The sequence below is a fragment of the Streptomyces sp. NPDC031554 genome, assembly GCF_055580685.1.
On sequence record NZ_JBVIKX010000018.1, the window covers coordinates 82,755 to 99,208 of the forward strand.

General features: G+C 71.9%; 19 protein-coding genes and 1 pseudogene. 17 read left to right on the forward strand and 3 right to left on the reverse strand.

Annotation, left to right across the window (positions count from 1 at the left end; all coding sequences use genetic code 11):
- Positions 1-11 precede the first annotated feature (11 nt).
- The 3 genes from lipA (at position 12) to ACZ5FU_RS32755 (ending at position 2,307) form a co-directional block, all read left to right on the forward strand.
- Positions 12-977 (forward strand): lipoyl synthase, encoded by a 966-nt coding sequence (lipA, locus tag ACZ5FU_RS32745; RefSeq protein ID WP_451526446.1) that lies wholly within the window; start codon positions 12-14, stop codon positions 975-977.
- Positions 978-1,267: 290 nt separating this feature from the next.
- Positions 1,268-1,468: an SCO2195 family GlnR-regulated protein gene (locus ACZ5FU_RS32750; RefSeq protein WP_451526447.1), complete on the forward strand. Its 201-nt coding sequence runs from the start codon at positions 1,268-1,270 to the stop codon at positions 1,466-1,468.
- A gap of 137 nt (positions 1,469-1,605) precedes the next feature.
- On the forward strand, positions 1,606-2,307 hold the full coding sequence (locus ACZ5FU_RS32755) for a DUF4191 domain-containing protein (protein WP_468643628.1): 702 nt from the start codon (positions 1,606-1,608) through the stop codon (positions 2,305-2,307).
- A 172-nt stretch (positions 2,308-2,479) separates the two neighbouring features.
- On the opposite strand, the gene ACZ5FU_RS32760 is transcribed toward ACZ5FU_RS32755, so the two are convergent.
- Positions 2,480-2,947, reverse strand: coding sequence for an RDD family protein (locus ACZ5FU_RS32760; RefSeq protein WP_468643626.1), 468 nt, complete (start codon positions 2,945-2,947; stop codon positions 2,480-2,482).
- Between the two features lie 208 nt (positions 2,948-3,155).
- Between ACZ5FU_RS32760 and glnA the strand changes: the two genes are divergently transcribed.
- The 5 genes from glnA to pspAB all read left to right on the forward strand — a co-directional run bounded on the left by glnA (position 3,156) and on the right by pspAB (position 8,619).
- Positions 3,156-4,565 carry a type I glutamate--ammonia ligase gene (glnA, locus tag ACZ5FU_RS32765; protein ID WP_451526450.1) on the forward strand — a complete coding sequence of 470 codons (1,410 nt, stop codon included), beginning with the start codon at positions 3,156-3,158 and terminating at the stop codon, positions 4,563-4,565.
- 936 nt (positions 4,566-5,501) lie between these two features.
- Positions 5,502-5,882, forward strand: a complete 381-nt coding sequence (locus tag ACZ5FU_RS32770; protein ID WP_451526451.1) for a hypothetical protein — start codon at positions 5,502-5,504, stop codon at positions 5,880-5,882.
- Positions 5,883-6,671: 789 nt separating this feature from the next.
- Complete coding sequence (locus tag ACZ5FU_RS32775; protein ID WP_451526452.1) at positions 6,672-6,929, forward strand: SCO2583/SCO2584 N-terminal domain-containing protein; 258 nt, start codon at positions 6,672-6,674, stop codon at positions 6,927-6,929.
- Between the two features lie 182 nt (positions 6,930-7,111).
- Positions 7,112-8,032 carry a zinc metalloprotease HtpX gene (htpX, locus tag ACZ5FU_RS32780; protein ID WP_451526453.1) on the forward strand — a complete coding sequence of 307 codons (921 nt, stop codon included), beginning with the start codon at positions 7,112-7,114 and terminating at the stop codon, positions 8,030-8,032.
- A gap of 2 nt (positions 8,033-8,034) precedes the next feature.
- Positions 8,035-8,619, forward strand: a complete 585-nt coding sequence (pspAB, locus tag ACZ5FU_RS32785) for a PspA-associated protein PspAB (RefSeq protein ID WP_451776513.1) — start codon at positions 8,035-8,037, stop codon at positions 8,617-8,619.
- 73 nt (positions 8,620-8,692) lie between these two features.
- Here the strand turns inward: pspAB and ACZ5FU_RS32790 are convergent, their stop codons facing one another.
- Positions 8,693-8,956, reverse strand: a complete 264-nt coding sequence (locus ACZ5FU_RS32790; RefSeq protein ID WP_451526455.1) for a hypothetical protein — start codon at positions 8,954-8,956, stop codon at positions 8,693-8,695.
- A 185-nt stretch (positions 8,957-9,141) separates the two neighbouring features.
- On the opposite strand from ACZ5FU_RS32790, the gene ACZ5FU_RS32795 reads away from it, so the two are divergent.
- Together ACZ5FU_RS32795 and ACZ5FU_RS32800 are read left to right on the forward strand one after the other, a co-directional pair.
- Positions 9,142-9,663 carry a DUF1269 domain-containing protein gene (locus ACZ5FU_RS32795; RefSeq protein ID WP_451526456.1) on the forward strand — a complete coding sequence of 174 codons (522 nt, stop codon included), beginning with the start codon at positions 9,142-9,144 and terminating at the stop codon, positions 9,661-9,663.
- Positions 9,664-9,754: 91 nt separating this feature from the next.
- Positions 9,755-10,033, forward strand: a pseudogene (locus tag ACZ5FU_RS32800) (aminoglycoside phosphotransferase); the annotation flags it as partial.
- A gap of 366 nt (positions 10,034-10,399) precedes the next feature.
- Here the strand turns inward: ACZ5FU_RS32800 and ACZ5FU_RS32805 are convergent.
- Positions 10,400-10,687, reverse strand: coding sequence for a hypothetical protein (locus ACZ5FU_RS32805; RefSeq protein ID WP_451526457.1), 288 nt, complete (start codon positions 10,685-10,687; stop codon positions 10,400-10,402).
- A gap of 142 nt (positions 10,688-10,829) precedes the next feature.
- On the opposite strand from ACZ5FU_RS32805, the gene ACZ5FU_RS32810 reads away from it, so the two are divergent.
- From ACZ5FU_RS32810 to ACZ5FU_RS32840, 7 genes are all read left to right on the forward strand, one after another.
- On the forward strand, positions 10,830-11,258 hold the full coding sequence (locus tag ACZ5FU_RS32810) for an ArsC/Spx/MgsR family protein (protein WP_468643617.1): 429 nt from the start codon (positions 10,830-10,832) through the stop codon (positions 11,256-11,258).
- Complete coding sequence (locus tag ACZ5FU_RS32815; RefSeq protein WP_451526459.1) at positions 11,255-12,109, forward strand: hypothetical protein; 855 nt, start codon at positions 11,255-11,257, stop codon at positions 12,107-12,109. Before ACZ5FU_RS32810 ends, ACZ5FU_RS32815 begins: the two co-directional genes overlap by 4 nt.
- A 129-nt stretch (positions 12,110-12,238) precedes the next feature.
- A complete protein-coding gene (locus tag ACZ5FU_RS32820) occupies positions 12,239-12,943 on the forward strand; it encodes an RlpA-like double-psi beta-barrel domain-containing protein (protein WP_468643615.1) in 705 nt (234 codons plus the stop codon).
- Positions 12,944-13,371: 428 nt separating this feature from the next.
- Complete coding sequence (gene glnII, locus ACZ5FU_RS32825) at positions 13,372-14,403, forward strand: glutamine synthetase (RefSeq protein ID WP_451526461.1); 1,032 nt, start codon at positions 13,372-13,374, stop codon at positions 14,401-14,403.
- Between the two features lie 129 nt (positions 14,404-14,532).
- The gene (locus tag ACZ5FU_RS32830; protein ID WP_403576239.1) at positions 14,533-14,655 is read left to right on the forward strand and encodes a hypothetical protein; all 123 of its coding nucleotides are present in this window, start codon (positions 14,533-14,535) and stop codon (positions 14,653-14,655) included.
- 115 nt (positions 14,656-14,770) lie between these two features.
- A complete protein-coding gene (locus tag ACZ5FU_RS32835) occupies positions 14,771-15,355 on the forward strand; it encodes a winged helix-turn-helix domain-containing protein (RefSeq protein WP_451526462.1) in 585 nt (194 codons plus the stop codon).
- Between the two features lie 60 nt (positions 15,356-15,415).
- Positions 15,416-16,417 (forward strand): NAD-dependent epimerase/dehydratase family protein, encoded by a 1,002-nt coding sequence (locus ACZ5FU_RS32840; protein WP_451776502.1) that lies wholly within the window; start codon positions 15,416-15,418, stop codon positions 16,415-16,417.
- Positions 16,418-16,454 lie beyond the last annotated feature (37 nt).

Sequence of the window (16,454 nt, forward strand, 5' to 3'; positions counted from 1 at the left end):
GGGAGCCGGTCGTGTCCGCAGTCGCACCCGACGGACGCAAGATGCTGCGCCTGGAGGTCCGCAACAGCCAGACCCCCATCGAGCGCAAGCCCGAGTGGATCAAGACCCGGGCGAAAATGGGTCCCGAATACACGAAGATGCAGAACCTCGTGAAGAGCGAGGGCCTGCACACGGTCTGCCAGGAAGCCGGCTGCCCGAACATCTACGAGTGCTGGGAGGACCGCGAGGCGACCTTCCTCATCGGCGGTGACCAGTGCACGCGGCGCTGCGACTTCTGCCAGATCGACACCGGCAAGCCCGAGGCGCTGGACCGCGACGAGCCCCGCCGGGTCGGCGAGTCCGTGGTGACCATGGACCTGAACTACGCCACCATCACCGGCGTCGCCCGCGACGACCTGGAGGACGGCGGCGCCTGGCTGTACGCGGAGACGGTCCGCCAGATCCACGCGCAGACCGCCGGCCGCGAGGGCGGCCGGACCAAGGTCGAGCTGCTGGCGCCCGACTTCAACGCCGTCCCCGAGCAGCTGGCGGAGGTCTTCTCCGCCCGCCCCGAGGTCTTCGCGCACAACGTCGAGACGGTCCCGCGGATCTTCAAGCGCATCCGCCCGGGCTTCCGGTACGAGCGCTCGCTGAAGGTCATCACCGAGGCCCGCGACGTCGGCCTGGTCACCAAGTCCAACCTGATCCTCGGCATGGGCGAGACCCGTGAGGAAGTCAGCGAGGCCCTCCGGCAGCTGCACGAGGCGGGCTGCGAGCTGGTCACGATCACGCAGTACCTGCGCCCGTCGGTGCGCCACCACCCGGTGGAGCGCTGGGTGAAGCCGCACGAGTTCGTGGAGCTGAAGGAGGAGGCCGAGCAGATCGGCTTCTCGGGCGTGATGTCCGGACCGCTGGTACGGTCCTCCTACCGCGCCGGACGCCTGTACCGGATGGCCGTCGAGAAGCGCGGTTCCTTCGTGGCCGTCCAGGCCGTCTGACACTCCGTCAAGCTCCCCTCGCGCCGGGCCGGGAGCCCCCGTGTGTGAATTCGCGCACAAGCGATTACCCGCCAGTACAGTCCGATACGACGCGGTCCTGACCGTCCTCGCAGATGAGGGCGTACGTCAGGGCCGCGTCACCGTTTCGGCCCCCGCACCGAGGCTTCATGGGTGTTTGACCGGTCGGTCACGCCCTGGTAACACCGAACAGTGACGCTGGTGTCACACCCTGCGGACCACCGCAGACCACCGCAGTTCCGTGCCGAGCCGCTCCCGAAGGGGACCCCGCCATGCAGGCCGCGCCCGTTCGCGCCACCGCGATCCCGTCCATCACCGACGCCCTGCGCGCCGTCGAGTCCGTGCTCATGAGCGGCGGCCAGCGCACCGCCCGGCGCAACGCCTGGACCTCCGTCCTGGAGGACCGCCGTCGCGCCAAGGACCGCTCCGAGGCGCAGCGCGTCCTCGAAGAGGTCACCTCCCTCCGCCTCTGACCGCACCCGGCGTCTCCTCCGGGCCGCCCCCCGGCCCGCCCTCCCGGCCATGTCGGGGACATCCGCGGGCTGCCCTCCGGGAGTCCTCCGGGGCACTGCCGTCGTCGGCGCTCCCGCGGCCACGTAGACTGCGTGACATGGCGAGGAAGGACACGGCGGCGGACGCCGCTAACCCCGGGCGACTGAAGCAGATCGCTCTGACCTACAAGATGACCCGCAAGGCCGACAAGAAGATCGGTCTTGTACTCGCGGCTGTCGGAATCGTCACCTTCGGTGTCTTCCTCACGATCGGTTTCCTGATCGGTCACCCCATCTATCTCGGCATCCTGGGCTTCCTGCTCGCCTTCCTCGCGACGGCGATCGTGTTCGGGCGCCGGGCCGAGCGGGCGGCCTTCGGGCAGATGGAGGGCCAGCCGGGCGCTGCCGCGGCGGTGCTCGACAACATCGGCCGAGGCTGGACCACGACCCCCGCGGTGGCGATGAACCGCAGCCAGGACGTGGTGCACCGGGCGGTGGGCAAGGCCGGCATCGTGCTGGTGGCCGAGGGCAACCCGAACCGGGTGAAGAGCCTGCTGGCCGCCGAGAAGAGGAAGATGAGCCGCATCGTCGCGGACGTCCCGGTGCACGACCTGCTCGTCGGCACGGGCGAGGGCCAGGTCGAGCTGAAGAAGCTGCGGACCACCATGCTGAAGCTGCCGCGGGTGCTGACCGGCCCCCAGGTGACCACCACCAACGACCGGCTGCGCGCCATGGGCGACCTGATGAGCAACATGCCGCTGCCGAAGGGCCCGATGCCCAAGGGCATGCGCCTGCCGAAGGGCGGACAGCGCCCCCGCTGATCCCCGTCCCGCACGAAACCCCGCACGAAGGGGGCGCCCGGAACCGTCCGGGCGCCCCCTTCGTCGTGCCGTCGCGCTTCGTCGTGCCCTCACGCTCCGGCGCTCTTCGTCGTGCCGTGCCGTTCGCCCGTGCCGCGAGGGCTCCCTCGGAACCCGTGCCGCGGGGGTTCCCTCAGAAGCGGACCTCGACGGTGCGGGCCACGCGGTCGTGGAGGCCGCGGCCGTCGCGGTCCCAGACCAGGGCGGGGACGGCGAGGCAGAGCAGGACGGTGCGGACGGCCGCGCGCGAGGGGCTGACGGTGCCGGTGCCGAGGGCCACCACGCGCAGGCGGAACAGCCGCTTGCCGGGCGTGAAGCCGAGCGTGCCCACCGTGAGGAGACTCGTCACGAGAAAGATCAGCAGGGCCCAGTTGCTGGTCGCGGGGCCGTAGCCGTGCGTGATCAAGCTGTATGCGATCAGGACGCACAGACCCCAGTCCACGGCCAGTGCGCCCAGCCGTCGGCCGGGACGGGCGATCGAGCCCGGCCCCTCCTCGGGCAGACCCAGCTGCTCGCCCCGGTACCCGAAGTCGGCGCCGGCGTCCTCCATGGCCGCGCGGGGGCCGGACAGCCACGATCCGATTGCTTGCCTGTTGTCCACCCGTCCACGGTACTGCGACCCCTTTCGCACGAGGGACGGCGGGGTGCGTCGGCGTTACGGTGGAACCGGGCCCGTTAACTTCTGCGAAACAAACGGGTCACGCACGAGAAACCACCCGTCCTTAGGGTCGACGACAGCGTGTGCCACCGCACTGGCCGCACGAACGAACTACCACCCCGGCTCGACGGCCGGGAGTAGGAGGAGCTGGATGTTCCAGAACGCCGACGAGGTCAAGAAGTTCATCGCGGACAAGGACGTCAAGTTCATCGACGTCCGGTTCTGCGACCTGCCGGGCGTCATGCAGCACTTCTCGCTGCCCGTCGAGGCGTTCGACCCGGACGAGGAACTGGCGTTCGACGGTTCGTCGATCCGCGGCTTCCAGGCCATCCACGAGTCCGACATGGCGCTGCGCGCCGACCTGTCGACGGCGCGCGTCGACCCGTTCCGCCGCGACAAGACGCTGAACATCAACTTCTTCATCCACGACCCGATCACGGGCGAGCAGTACTCCCGTGACCCGCGCAACGTCGCGAAGAAGGCCGAGGCGTACCTGGCGTCGACCGGTATCGCCGACACGGCCTACTTCGGCCCCGAGGCCGAGTTCTACGTCTTCGACTCCGTGCGCTTCAAGACGTCGGAGAACGAGTCCTTCTACCACATCGACTCCGAGGCGGGCGCCTGGAACACCGGTGCGCTGGAGGACAACCGCGGTTACAAGGTCCGCTACAAGGGCGGTTACTTCCCGACCCCGCCGGTCGACCACTTCGCCGACCTGCGTGCGGAGATCTCCCTGGAGCTGGCCGCGTCCGGCCTCCAGGTCGAGCGCCAGCACCACGAGGTGGGCACCGCCGGCCAGGCCGAGATCAACTACAAGTTCAACACGCTGCTCGCCGCGGCCGACGACCTCCAGCTCTTCAAGTACATCGTGAAGAACGTCGCCTGGCGCAACGGCAAGACCGCGACCTTCATGCCGAAGCCGATCTTCGGCGACAACGGCTCGGGCATGCACGTGCACCAGTCGCTGTGGAGCGGCGGCTCCCCGCTGTTCTACGACGAGGCCGGTTACGCGGGCCTGTCGGACATGGCCCGCTACTACATCGGCGGCATCCTCAAGCACGCCCCGTCGCTGCTGGCCTTCACCAACCCGACGGTGAACTCGTACCACCGCCTGGTCCCCGGCTTCGAGGCCCCGGTCAACCTGGTGTACTCGCAGCGCAACCGCTCCGCCGCGATGCGCATCCCGATCACGGGCTCGAACCCGAAGGCCAAGCGCGTCGAGTTCCGCGCGCCCGACGCCTCCGGCAACCCGTACCTGGCCTTCTCCGCCCTCCTCATGGCGGGTCTGGACGGCGTCAAGAACAAGATCGAGCCGGCCGAGCCGATCGACAAGGACCTCTACGAGCTGGCCCCCGAGGAGCACGCGGGCGTCGCGCAGGTCCCGACCTCGCTGTCGGCGGTCCTGGACCGCCTCGAGTCCGACCACGAGTTCCTGCTCGCCGGTGACGTCTTCACGCCCGACCTGATCGAGACGTGGATCGACTACAAGCGCACGCACGAGATCGCGCCGCTCCAGCTGCGTCCGCACCCGCACGAGTTCGAGCTGTACTTCGACGTGTGATATCGCCCCAGGTCAGAGCGGGTTTCCGCTCCCCTGGGCCGTGTGTGGGCCGTCGGCCGTGTCCTTCCTCGCCGGAAGGACACGGCCGACGGCCTTTTTCGGGCCCTGTGCCGCGAGCGGCCGCCGAGGCCCCGCGCCGGGCCGCCGCTCGAGTCGGCACACAGGGTTCGTCGGGGCCGGGGTCGGCATCCGACGCCGCATGCCGCGTCGACGGCCCCGCGGGCACGGTCCTGGCCGAAGGCTCTCCCGTCGGAGCACGAACGTCAGCAGCCGGAACCTTGCGCCACCGGACGCCATTCACAGGTTTCCCTTCTCCACCTCGTCGAGGCCCGTGCACGGCACAGGCGCGCCGCCGGGCGCGGCCCGCTCCCTGCCCGTGCCGCCGGTCGGCCGCGCCCGGCGGCACGGCACACGCTGCGGGCAGAAGCGAGGAAGTCACCCGCGGGCCGGAGACGCACCTCCAGTGCCAGGGTTCTCGTCCCGGCCTGCTCGGCTCCGCCCGGGTCGGCGGCAGGCGGGGCGAGACGAAAGGAGGGTGAAATCGGTTGGAATATTCCTGTAGGGCGCCGTCGGCTTCGGCCAGTTTCGCGTCGGGGTTGGCCCACTCAAGGTCCTACGACCAACCTCTGCACTATGCAGACAAATCACTCGAGATGCACCCCGAAGAGTGAAGTGCCAATCTGAGAAGCAGGACCCGGCAGGGAAAGGGCGGGAATTCCCCCTGAACCGTCTGCACGCCATGGCTCAGCCACGGCACACGCGGAGTGATCGGCCAGGCCGCACGGCCTCCATCCGACAGCAGAGGCAATCCATTTCCGGAGTCCGGCCCTGCTCGCATGTCACACCTCGATGAAGCCGGCCCCGTCACGGTCTCCTCACATCGGTACACCCCTCGGGTCGGACAAGGCCCGCAACCCCATGAAGGAGCATGGAAACATGGCAGACATCCTCAAGCGTTCTCGCAGGATCACCGTCGTGTCGGCTGTTCTGGCCGCAGTGGCAGGGGGCATGGGGCTGTCGACCGCGGCGGCGGCTCCGGAGCTGCCCACGCTGTCGCTCCAGTGCAAGTCAGGGTTCGTGTGGCGTGAGGTCACCTCCAACGACCTGGTCTGCGTCACCCCCGGCACCCGCGCCCAGGTCAAGGACGACAACGCCCACGCCGCAGAACGACGGGTCAGCGAGGACGACCCCACGTGCAAGCCGGGGTTCGTGTGGCGTGAGGCTCAACCCAGCGACCTCGTCTGCGTCACCCCCGGCACCCGCGCCCAGGCCAAGGACGACAACGCCCACGCCGCAGAACGACGCGTGGGAGGCTGAAGCACGTCCGACCTGGACGATCACCGTCCAGGTCGGACACGGCACGGAATTGTCGGTGCGTACGGGACAAGGGAATCCCGTTCGATCACGCCGATCGAACGGGATTCCCTTGATGCGATTCACCCCGTTGAATACCGATTGCACGTCCGGTCGATTTACATTTGAGCGCGATCCGGCTTCGGGTCCGAGATCGGACGACGAGTTCGCGCTTCATGCATAAAAAGGATGTACTGCAGCGCTTTTCCAGTCGACCCTTTTCCGAACCCGCGGCACCATCGCCGTCACGATGATTTTCAAGGTTTTCACTGCCGGGCCCTCGCCATCACCGTGGCACCGGATGCGGGTCCCCTCGATATCGCCCCCGTCGGGCAACGAACCGCCAAGGCGATGGCCAGTGAGGTTTCCTCGCCGTGACGGACGGGGCCTGCCGCCGGCCTGGCGAAGCGGAGACGATGTCACTGCTTCCGCGGCTCTGCAGCCGCCCGAGCCACCCCGCGATCCGGGCGGCCGACCCTGGACGCTCCGTCCGCCGGTCCCGGTGTGACGAAGCGCTTCATCCGGCGGGCCCTGCTGGATGAAGCGCCCATGCGGAACGGGAGCCCTGGGGGATCAGCCCTGATCCTGGGGCCGCAGGTCGGGCGCCCGCCCCGCCGCTTCTCCGAGGTGCGATCGTTCCGGCAGGCCGTCGTCTGCCGGGTCGCGCCTCCGTTCCTGGTTTCTCAGGGCCGGGGGCGCCGTCGTATGGTTTCGGGCACAGCTGTTCGACAAGGGTGACGGGGAGAGACGGGGATGTCGCAACAGGACGATGCCGAGCGGGAGTTCGACCTCAAGTGGGCCGACAGCTCGGAACACAAGGAGCCCTCGGCACGGGCCCGCATGCTGGCCGCCCGCTGGAAGGAGAACCCGCCCGAGCCCCAGCCCTTCCGGGCCGCTCCCGGCCCGCGGACCCCCCGCCGGTCGTCCTGGGTGTCGACGGCGGTCGTCCTGGGCTGCGTCGCCGCGGTGATCCTGCTGCTGGGGTACGCGCGGTTCCAGGCGCCCTACTGACCGCACCCGGCCGCCCCGCGGCCCGCCGGCCGGAACGGAACGGGGCCGGCCGGCCGGCTGCCGGGTCGCCGGGCCGGACGGGACCTTTTGCCCGGTCCGGGGGCGCGGGGGGCCTTCCCACGGGTGGGAGCCGGTGCACACTGGGCAGTGGGGCGAGTGCCTGACTGTGGGTGGTGGTGCACATGCGGAGTCGGTTTCGCAGCGACCGCGGGCTGACCGCGCGGATGACGGTCACGCTGTTCCTGCTCGGACTGTTGTACGTGGCGTTCGTCGCCGCGCTGGTCGTGCTGCTGAAGTCGTGGGTGCTGGTGGTCGTGGTCGCGGCGGGGATGCTCGGCGCGCAGTACTGGTTCTCCGACCGGATCGCGCTGTTCGCGATGCGGGGGCGGGTGGTGGAGCGGGAGGAGTGTCCCGAGCTGCACGCCGTGGTCGACCGGTTGAGCGCGCTGGCGGACATGCCGCGGCCGCTGGTCGCCGTGTCGGAGATCGACATGCCGAACGCGTTCGCCACCGGACGCGACGCCGATCACGCGGTGGTGTGCGTGACCACCGGGCTGCTGCGGCGGCTGGAGCCGGCGGAGCTGGAGGGTGTCCTCGCGCACGAGCTGTCGCACGTGGCGCACAAGGACGTCGCCGTGATCACGATCGCCTCGTTCCTCGGCGTGATCGCGGGGCTGGTCGTGCGGTTCGCCTTCTACAGCCAGCTCTTCGGCGGCGGCCGCAGGGACCAGAACACCGCGGCCGTCCTCGCGGCCGTCATGGGTGTCTCCGCGGCCGTGTACGCGATCAGCTTCCTGCTGATCCGGGCCCTTTCCCGGTACCGGGAGCTGGCGGCGGACCGGGCGGCGGCGCTGCTGACCGGACGGCCCTCCACGCTGGCCTCCGCGCTGACGAAGGTCACCGGGGACATCGCGCGGATCCCGTCGAAGGACCTGCGGACGGTCCAGGCGTTCAACGCGTTCTACTTCACCCCGGCGCTGGGCTCCGAGCCGGGTCTCGCGCGGCTGTTCTCCACCCACCCGAGCCTGGAGCAGCGGCTGGCGCAGCTGGGGCGGATCTCGGCCGAACTGGGCGAGGCGGCCGCCCCGGGGAAGGCGGACTGATCATGGGGCTGCTGGACATCCTGCTCGGCCGGTCCAAGCCTGTCGCGCCCGACCTGGACCGGCTGTTCGCGCTGCCGTCGGCGGCGGTGACGCTGGAGGCGGCGACCGGGTTCACGCCGACCGGGCAGGGCGCGGTGTGCTTCGCGACGGTCGAGGGGTCGGCGTTCGAGCAGACGCACCGCGAGGTCCAGGCCCTGCTGGACGCGGACACCGAGCGCACCGGGCCCCCGGTGCGGCTGTCGCGGGACGGCTACGGCTACTCCTGGCTGGTCTCCCACCGCTCCCCCGGCGAACTCCCGCAGCTGGTCAACGACCTGCACGCGGTGAACAGCTCGATGGAGGCCAACGGCTTCGGCCCGCAACTGCTGTGCTCGCTCGCGGGGTTCGAGGACCGGGACGGGCGGCGGCTGGCGCTGGTGTACCTGTACAAGCGCGGCTCCTTCTACCCGTTCGCGCCGCTGCCCGGCGGAGGGCAGCGGCGCGACGGCTCGCTGGAACTGCAGGTGAGGGCGGCCCTCGCCGGCGACCTGCGGACCGAGCAGGACCTCGGCCGCTGGTACCCGCTGTGGGGCGCGCCCGGTTTGTGAGCGGTGGTGCCGGCCGGCGGGGGACGGTGCCGGCCGGCGAGGACGGGCCCTGAGCCGGGCGGTCCCGCGCTCCCTACCGGCCGCCGCGTTCCCGGGCGTAGCGGCGCTCCCACTCGGCCTGCTGGTCGCGGCGCGCCCGGTAGGCCTTGTACGACGTCGGCGCGGACGCGGGAGCCGGGCCCTGCGCGGAGCCCGCGACCGGGTTGGACCCCGGCGCCGGGCCGCGGCCGTGGCGCACGTACAGGCAGAGGACGGCGACCGCGGCGAGCCAGTAGAGGTGGTTGCCGATTCCCAGGACCACCAGGACGGCGGTCCCGGAGAGGACGACGGTACCCATGGTGTGCCTCCTTCCTGGGCGGGGACGGACTTCCCGTGGCGGGACGGACGGGTGCGCCGGACGGTGAGGGTGGGGGACGGCGCGGTCTCCTCAGAGTAATGAGACGCTCACTCGGCGTGCACCTCCTTTTCCGGGCACCTAGAGTCGGGCCGAACGGTACACGTGTGATCAAAAGGGGTGCCCCGATGAGCAATCTCTTCGTCGTCGCCTACGACGACCTCGCCACGGCCGGCGAGGTGCGCGACAAGTTGTTCGAGCTGTCCAAGCAGCATCTGGTCGAGCTGGAGGACGCGGTGGTCGTCGAGCGGCGCGACGACGGCAGGATCAAGCTGCACCAGGCGGTGAGCCACACCGCGGTCGGCGCGGCGGGCGGTGCCGTGTGGGGCGGGGTGATCGGGCTGCTGTTCCTGGCCCCGCTGCTCGGGGCGGCGGTGGGCGCGGCGGCCGGAGCGGCCGGCGGCTCCCTCACCGACACCGGCATCAACGACGACTTCATGAGGGACCTCAGCCAGAACCTGCGGCCCGGCGCCGCGGCCCTCTTCGTCCTGGTCAAGCACGCGGCCGAGGACAAGGTGATCCCGCAGATCGCGCCGTTCGGCGGGCAGTTGGTGCAGACCTCGCTGGGCAAGGCGGAGGAGGAGCACCTGCGGGAGGCCCTCGAGGCGGCCCGGGCGCCCCGGGCGGAGAGCGGGTCGGCGAAGGCCTGACCGCCCATGAGCGAATGAGGGGATGAGGGGACGAGCCAGTCGTCCGGTTCCCCCCATCGGCCCTTTCGGCACGAGCACGACGGCGAACGACGACCTGGACGTGGCCCACTGTTCCACGGCCCTGGCCCTGCTGCACGGGCCCGTCCACGGCCTCGGCTCCCGCGAGCGCTACGAGGCGCACGGCGGACACGGCCTCGCCGACGGCGCCGACCACCTGTACCGGCGGCTGCTCGACGCCCTGGCCCACTGCCCCGACGCGGCGAAACCGGCGGGGCCGTGACGCGAGCCGGGCCGGACCGACCTGACGGCCGAGGTGCTCGGCGGGCGGCTGGAGGCATACGTGGCCGGGCTGCCGGAGGCGTACGCGTGAGGGGTGTCCCCACGCCGGGCACGGCCGGTGCGGCCACCACCGCGATCGCCGCGCCCGGGGTCGCGCGGCCGGCGGAGGCGGCCGGGTGAGCCGTCCCCGCGGCCGGCCTCCCCGCCTGCATGTGCGCCCACGCACGCGTGCGGCCGCTCCCGGGCGCCCGTGGCCGCGCGCGGGTGCGCCCGGCCGCGTCGAAGGCCGGCCGGGGCCGTGCGGGCCGGGTTTGGCGAACGGATGGCGCGGGGCCACCGTCGGCCGGGAGCGGGGCGCGGGGCCCGTTCCGGGTGGGCGGGAGCGGAGGGCGAGGTCCCGCGGAGGAGAGCGCCGGTGGTGCGCCGGGGCCGTGCGCAGCGGCACCCGGCGCCGAACTCACCTGCTGTAACGCATCAGCGCCCGCACCATGTGGCACGTCGTGTCCGACGGCGGGTGCACGCCGATGAGTCGGGCCGTGCTGCGGATCTTCTCGTCGCGGGCCTGGCCGGGCAGATAGACGCCCAGGTCGAGGAGGGCTATCGCCAGGCGCATGGCCTTGAGGCGGCGGTTGTGCGTGACGTACCAGTCGCGCGGCCGGCCGGGCGGCAGCGGTCGCTTCTCCACGGGCACGTAGGGCGAGTCGAGGGGGACAGGTCGCTTCGTCTTGAGTGCGGCAGCGGGCACGGGCATCCTCCTGTCGCGATCAGGGCCCCGTCCGGCACCTCCGGCGGAACCCTCGAACACTGCTTCTATTCTACTGCCGACCACTGACAATCGCCCCTGATCAGAAGGGCTTTCGGCCCTGTTTCCGGCTACCGTGACCGGCATGGAGATCTGGATCGATCCCGCCTGTTCCACGTGCCGCAGCGCCCTCACCCTCCTCGACGCCGAGGGCGCCGACCACACCGTCCGCCGCTACCTGGAGGACGTGCCGGACGAGGACGAGATCAGCGCCGTGCTCGACCGCCTCGGGCTGGAGCCGTGGGACATCACCCGCACCCGGGAGGCCGAGGCCGAGGAGCTGGGGCCGGGGCGGTGGCCGCGGGACGCCGCCGCGCGCGGGCGCTGGATCGCGGCCCTCGCCGGCCACCCCCGGCTCGTCCAGCGCCCGATCATCACCGCCGAGGACGGCACCGCGGTGGTGGCCCGCACGGAAGAGGCCGCACGGGAGGCTCTGTCCCGTTGGTCCGCCTGCGGGCGATTGGTCGGGCGGCGGGAGTCGGGGCGCCGACGCTGTTACCCTCCGCCGCCATGACCTTCGGTGATCAAGGATTCCCGTACGGACCGCCCGATCCGTACGCCCGCTTCGCGGCCGAGCAGGACCGGATCGAACGGGAACGGATCGAGCGGGAACTGATACGCCGGCGCCGGCGCAACCGGCGTCTCGCGGTCGCCGGGACCGGCGCCGTCCTGGCCGCCGCCGTGGCGGCCGGTGTCGTCATGGCGGCAGGCCGGGACGGCGGGGACGGTCCGGCCGGCGCTCCCCCGGCGGCCGCCGCGACCGGCTCCGGCCCGGCCGTCCCGTCCGTCGACGCGTCCCTGCCCTCCGACGCCCCGAGCAGCCTGCCCTCGCTGCTGGCCCGGCCGGTCGTCCGGCCGGAGCAGGCGTTCCCCGCGAAGAACGTCCGCCTCGGGGACGGCTCGCGGTACACCCGGGTCGACCTCGCCACCACCACCGACTGCGCCCGCGGCATGTCGGCGGAGCTGGCCGGGTTGATCGGGCAGGGCGAGCCGTGCTCCCGCATGACGGCGGCGCTCTTCACGGACGCGGACCGGCGCTCGCAGATCACGGTGACCGTGCTGAGCTTCGCCCGCGTCGAGGACGCCACGAGGGTGTTCACGATGGCCTCGATGGACCCGGTCACCTACCAGGTGGTCTCGCTGGACCCGCCGCCCGAGGCCGGCATGCCGACGGTGCCGCCGGGTTCGGCCGGGGTGTTCCGGCGGGTGATGACGGTCCGTTCGGTGGTGTTCGCCAACGGCCAGTGGGGCGACGGCTCCGAGACCGGCGAGGCCGAACTCACCGCCCAGACGGAGGGGTTGCTGCGACACGTCAACGAGACGGTCGTGGACCACGAGGACGGGGAGGGCGGGAAGGACGGCTGAGCGGGGCACCGGACGGGGGAACGCCCGTGTGACGTACGCCACGACGGCGGACTCCGGTGACGGCTGAGCATCCTCGTTCGGTATCTCGTACATAGCGGCGTACGCTCCCCTACCCCTCAGGAGGCGCGGATGTCGCGCAGGAGAACTCTCGGCACGAAGAAGAAGATCGCGCTGCTGGTGGGCGCCGCGACGGTGGCGGGAGGTGGCGCCTTCGTCATGGCGGCCACCTCCAACGCCGCGCAGAGCCCGCAGACGGCCGCCGAGTCGACCGTCTGCCAGGGGCTCGCCACCGCCCTCGGCAACAACCAGCGGTTCATCGCCGACCAACGGGCGAACCCGGACGCGCAGTCCGCGGCCCGGATCGCCAACCGGGAAGCGGTCGTCGAGCAGATCAAGGTGCAGCAGAAGGCGTCGGGTTGCGTCGTCGGGGAATCGGCTCAGGACTCCCAGACGACGCAGCCGGCGCAGAACGGCCAGCAGAACGGCCAGCAGGGCGGCGGGCAGCAGGCCACCCAGCCCGCCCGGCCGTCGCAGAGCGCCCCGGCCGGGAACGCGGGCAACGGCGGGAACGCCGGGGCCGCCGCCGGGCAGCAGGTGTGCAACGGCTCGACCGTCACCCTCTCCGGCGAGGCGGGCGCACCGGCCGCGTCCAGCAACCAGTTCCCCCCGGGGACCAAGCTCAAGGTCACCAACCTGGACAACGGCAAGTCCACGACCGTCGAGGTGACCTCGGTCTCCGGCAGTTGCGCGCTGCTGAACAACGCGGCCTTCGAACAGGTCCGCGAGCCCGGCAAGTTCCTCATCCGCCGGGCCCTGATCGAGAAGGTGGGGTGACGCCCGGCCGGAGCACTCCGTGAGGCGGCGGCCCGGACCGCCGCCCGTACGGCACGAGGACCCCCGCCCGGGCGAAGCCGGGAGCGGGGGAGGTCCCGCTGTCCGCGGCCACGGACAGCGGGACCGGCCCGTCCGGGGCGACCCCGCGGCCGCCGTGTTTCCTTCCCGTCGCATACGAGTCCCGGCACCGCCCCGCGCCCGTGCGGGCGCGCCCGCGGACGCGTCCGCGCACCGCCGCTCCCGGCCGGGCCGGTGACCTCACACCGTGAGCCGCACCACAGAACCACCAGGTAACACGGGGTTCACATACGAGCAATGACCGGGAAATCGCCTGTTGACAGGCTGCCCGGCATCGAGTGCGGCGCCCCGGTGTCGCAGCGCCGCAGCACCCGCAAGTGCGCCTGACCCACCCCCGAAGGAAGTGGCCCGTGACCTTCAAGGCTGAGTACATCTGGATCGACGGCACCCAGCCGACCGCCAAGCTCCGCTCCAAGACCAGGATCATCACGGGTGAGCCCGTGGGTCTGGACGCGCTGCCGATCTGGGGCTTCGACGGGTCGTCCACGAGCCAGGCCGAGGGCCACGCCTCGGACCGCGTCCTCAAGCCGGTCTTCACCTGCCCCGACCCGGTCCGCGGCGGCGACGACATCCTCGTGCTGTGCGAGGTCCTCGACATCGACATGACGCCGCACGAGTCCAACACCCGTGCCGCGCTGGCCGAGGTCGCCGAGAAGTTCGCCGCGCAGGAGCCGATCTTCGGCATCGAGCAGGAGTACACCTTCTTCCAGGACGGTTACCCGCTCGGCTTCCCCAAGGGCGGCTTCCCGGCCCCGCAGGGCGGCTACTACTGCGGTGTCGGCGCCGACGAGATCTTCGGCCGTGACGTCGTCGAGGCGCACCTGGACAACTGCCTGAAGGCGGGCCTGGGCATCTCCGGCATCAACGCCGAGGTCATGCCCGGCCAGTGGGAGTTCCAGGTCGGCCCGCTCTCCCCGCTGGAGGTCTCCGACCAGCTGTGGGTGGCCCGCTGGCTGCTCTACCGCACCGCCGAGGACTTCGGCATCTCCGCCACCCTCGACCCCAAGCCGGTCAAGGGCGACTGGAACGGCGCCGGCGCGCACACCAACTTCTCCACCAAGGCGATGCGCGAGACGTACGAGGCGATCATCACCGCCTGCGAGTCGCTCGGCGAGGGCTCCAAGCCCCTCGACCACGTCAAGAACTACGGCGCCGGCATCGACGACCGCCTGACCGGTCTGCACGAGACCGCCCCGTGGAACGAGTACTCCTACGGCGTCTCCGACCGCGGCGCCTCGGTCCGCATCCCGTGGCAGGTCGAGAAGGACGGCAAGGGGTACATCGAGGACCGCCGCCCGAACGCCAACGTGGACCCGTACCTGGTGACCCGTCTGATCGTGGACACCTGCTGCTCCGCGCTGGAGAAGGCCGGCCAGGTCTGATCCCGCAGTCCGCCCGCGAGGGGCGTCCGCCGAACCGGCGGGCGCCCCTCGTCCGGTTTCGGACCGCGAACGCGTCCAAGCAGTGAGAGGAGTCTCCTGTCCGGGGCCGGTGTCTGCTTCAATGAGCGCATGGCCGGCTTCCAGCAGCACACCGCGACGGGTCGTCACGACCTCGAGCCGTTCTGGCCGTCCCGTCAGCACCACGACTTCGACCGGGTGTGTTGCCGCGCGACGAACGCGCCGGCCCTCTAAAGCCGTACACCCCGGTCTTCGGCCGGCGCGAACGACGTACGTCCCCGACGAGCCCGACCACGAATCGCGGCCGTCGCCCCCCGACGAACCTCTCGCGCGAAAGAGCTGACCTCTCATGGCGACCACTCGTTCCCTGTACAACGCCTCCGCCCTGCCCGCCCCCGCCCTGCCCGCCGCGGCCCGGCACCGCCTCCGCGCGGTGGACCGCGACGAGGTCGTGGACGTCCCGGACTTCCTGCCGCCGGGCGCCACCTGGCTGCCCGCTCCCCCGCACACCCTGCCCGTCCTGCCGGGGCAGCCGCCGATGGTCGGCTACCTGGTGCTCGTCCCGGCCGACCAGCAGCCGCCGTTCCCGTTCGCGGCGGTGCCCGACCGGCCGGAGCCCGACGAGGCCCCGGCCGCCGGCGAGGAGGTCGTGCGGATCGACCCCGTGCAGCGCACCGCGTGGGTGAGCGGGCGGGAACTCGACCTGACCTACCTGGAGTTCGAGCTGCTCGCCCACCTCGTCGCGCACCCGAACCGGGTGCACACCCGCGACCAGCTCGTCACCACCGTGTGGGGCTACGGGCACGTGGGCGACGGCCGTACCGTCGACGTCCACATCGCCCGGCTGCGCCGCAAGCTGGGCGCGGAGCACCGCCGGGCGATCCAGACGGTGCGCCGGGTGGGCTACAAGTACACGCCGCCGACCGGCGCGTGAGCCTCTGCCGACGGCAGAGCACGGTTCCCTCCCGGCGGCGGACCGGGCACAGTCACCGGCATGAGACTTCTGGTGCTGGGCGGTACGGAGTTCGCGGGACGGGCCGTCGTCGAGGCGGCCCTCGGGCGCGGCTGGCAGGTGACGGTCTTCAACCGGGGGCGGCACGCGGCCGCCCCCGGCGTGCGGACCCTGTCCGGCGACCGGACCGCGCCCGGCGGCCTGGCCGCGCTGGAGGACGGCGAGTGGGACGCCGTCGTCGACACCTGGTCGGCGGCGCCCCGCGCGGTGCACGAGGCGGCGCGGCTGCTGCGGGGCCGCGCCGGCCGGTACGTGTACGTGTCGAGCTGCTCGGTGTACGCCTGGGCCCCGCCCGCCGGGTACGCCGAGGACGCGCTGCCGGTCGAGGGCGCCGCGCCCGACGCGGAGCGGACCGACTACGCCCGCGACAAGCGGGGCGGCGAGCTGGCGGCCGTGGACGCGTTCGGGACGGCGGACTCCGTGCTGGTGCGGGCCGGGCTGATCCTCGGGCCGTACGAGAACGTCGGCCGGCTGCCCTGGTGGCTGACCCGGATCGCGCGCGGCGGCCCGGTCCTGGCTCCGGGGCCGCGCGGACTGCCCCTGCAGTACGTCGACGTCCGCGACCTCGCCGAGTGGATCCTCGGGGCGGTGGAGCGGGGACTGAGCGGACCGTTCAACCTGATGAGCCCTCAGGGGCACGCGACCATGGGCGAGTTGCTGGAGGCGTGCGTGCGGGTCACCGGCGGTCCGGCCGAACTGCGCTGGACCGCGCCGGAGACCGTCCTCGCCGCGGGCATCGAGCCGTGGACCCAGCTGCCCGTGTGGGTGCCGCCGGACAGCGACCTGCACGACGCCCTGCACGCGGCGGACGTCTCACGGGCCCTCGCCACCGGGCTGGTCTGCCGGCCGGTCGGGGAGACCGTCGCCGACACCTGGCGGTGGCTGCGGGAGATCGGCGGCGAGGCGCCGCAGCGCCCGGACCGGGCCCGGAAGGGCCTGGACCCGGAGGTGGAGGCGAAGGTGCTGGAGGCGGGCGCGCGGTGACGGCGGCGCCGCCCCCGGCGGCAGGCGTCCCGGAGCC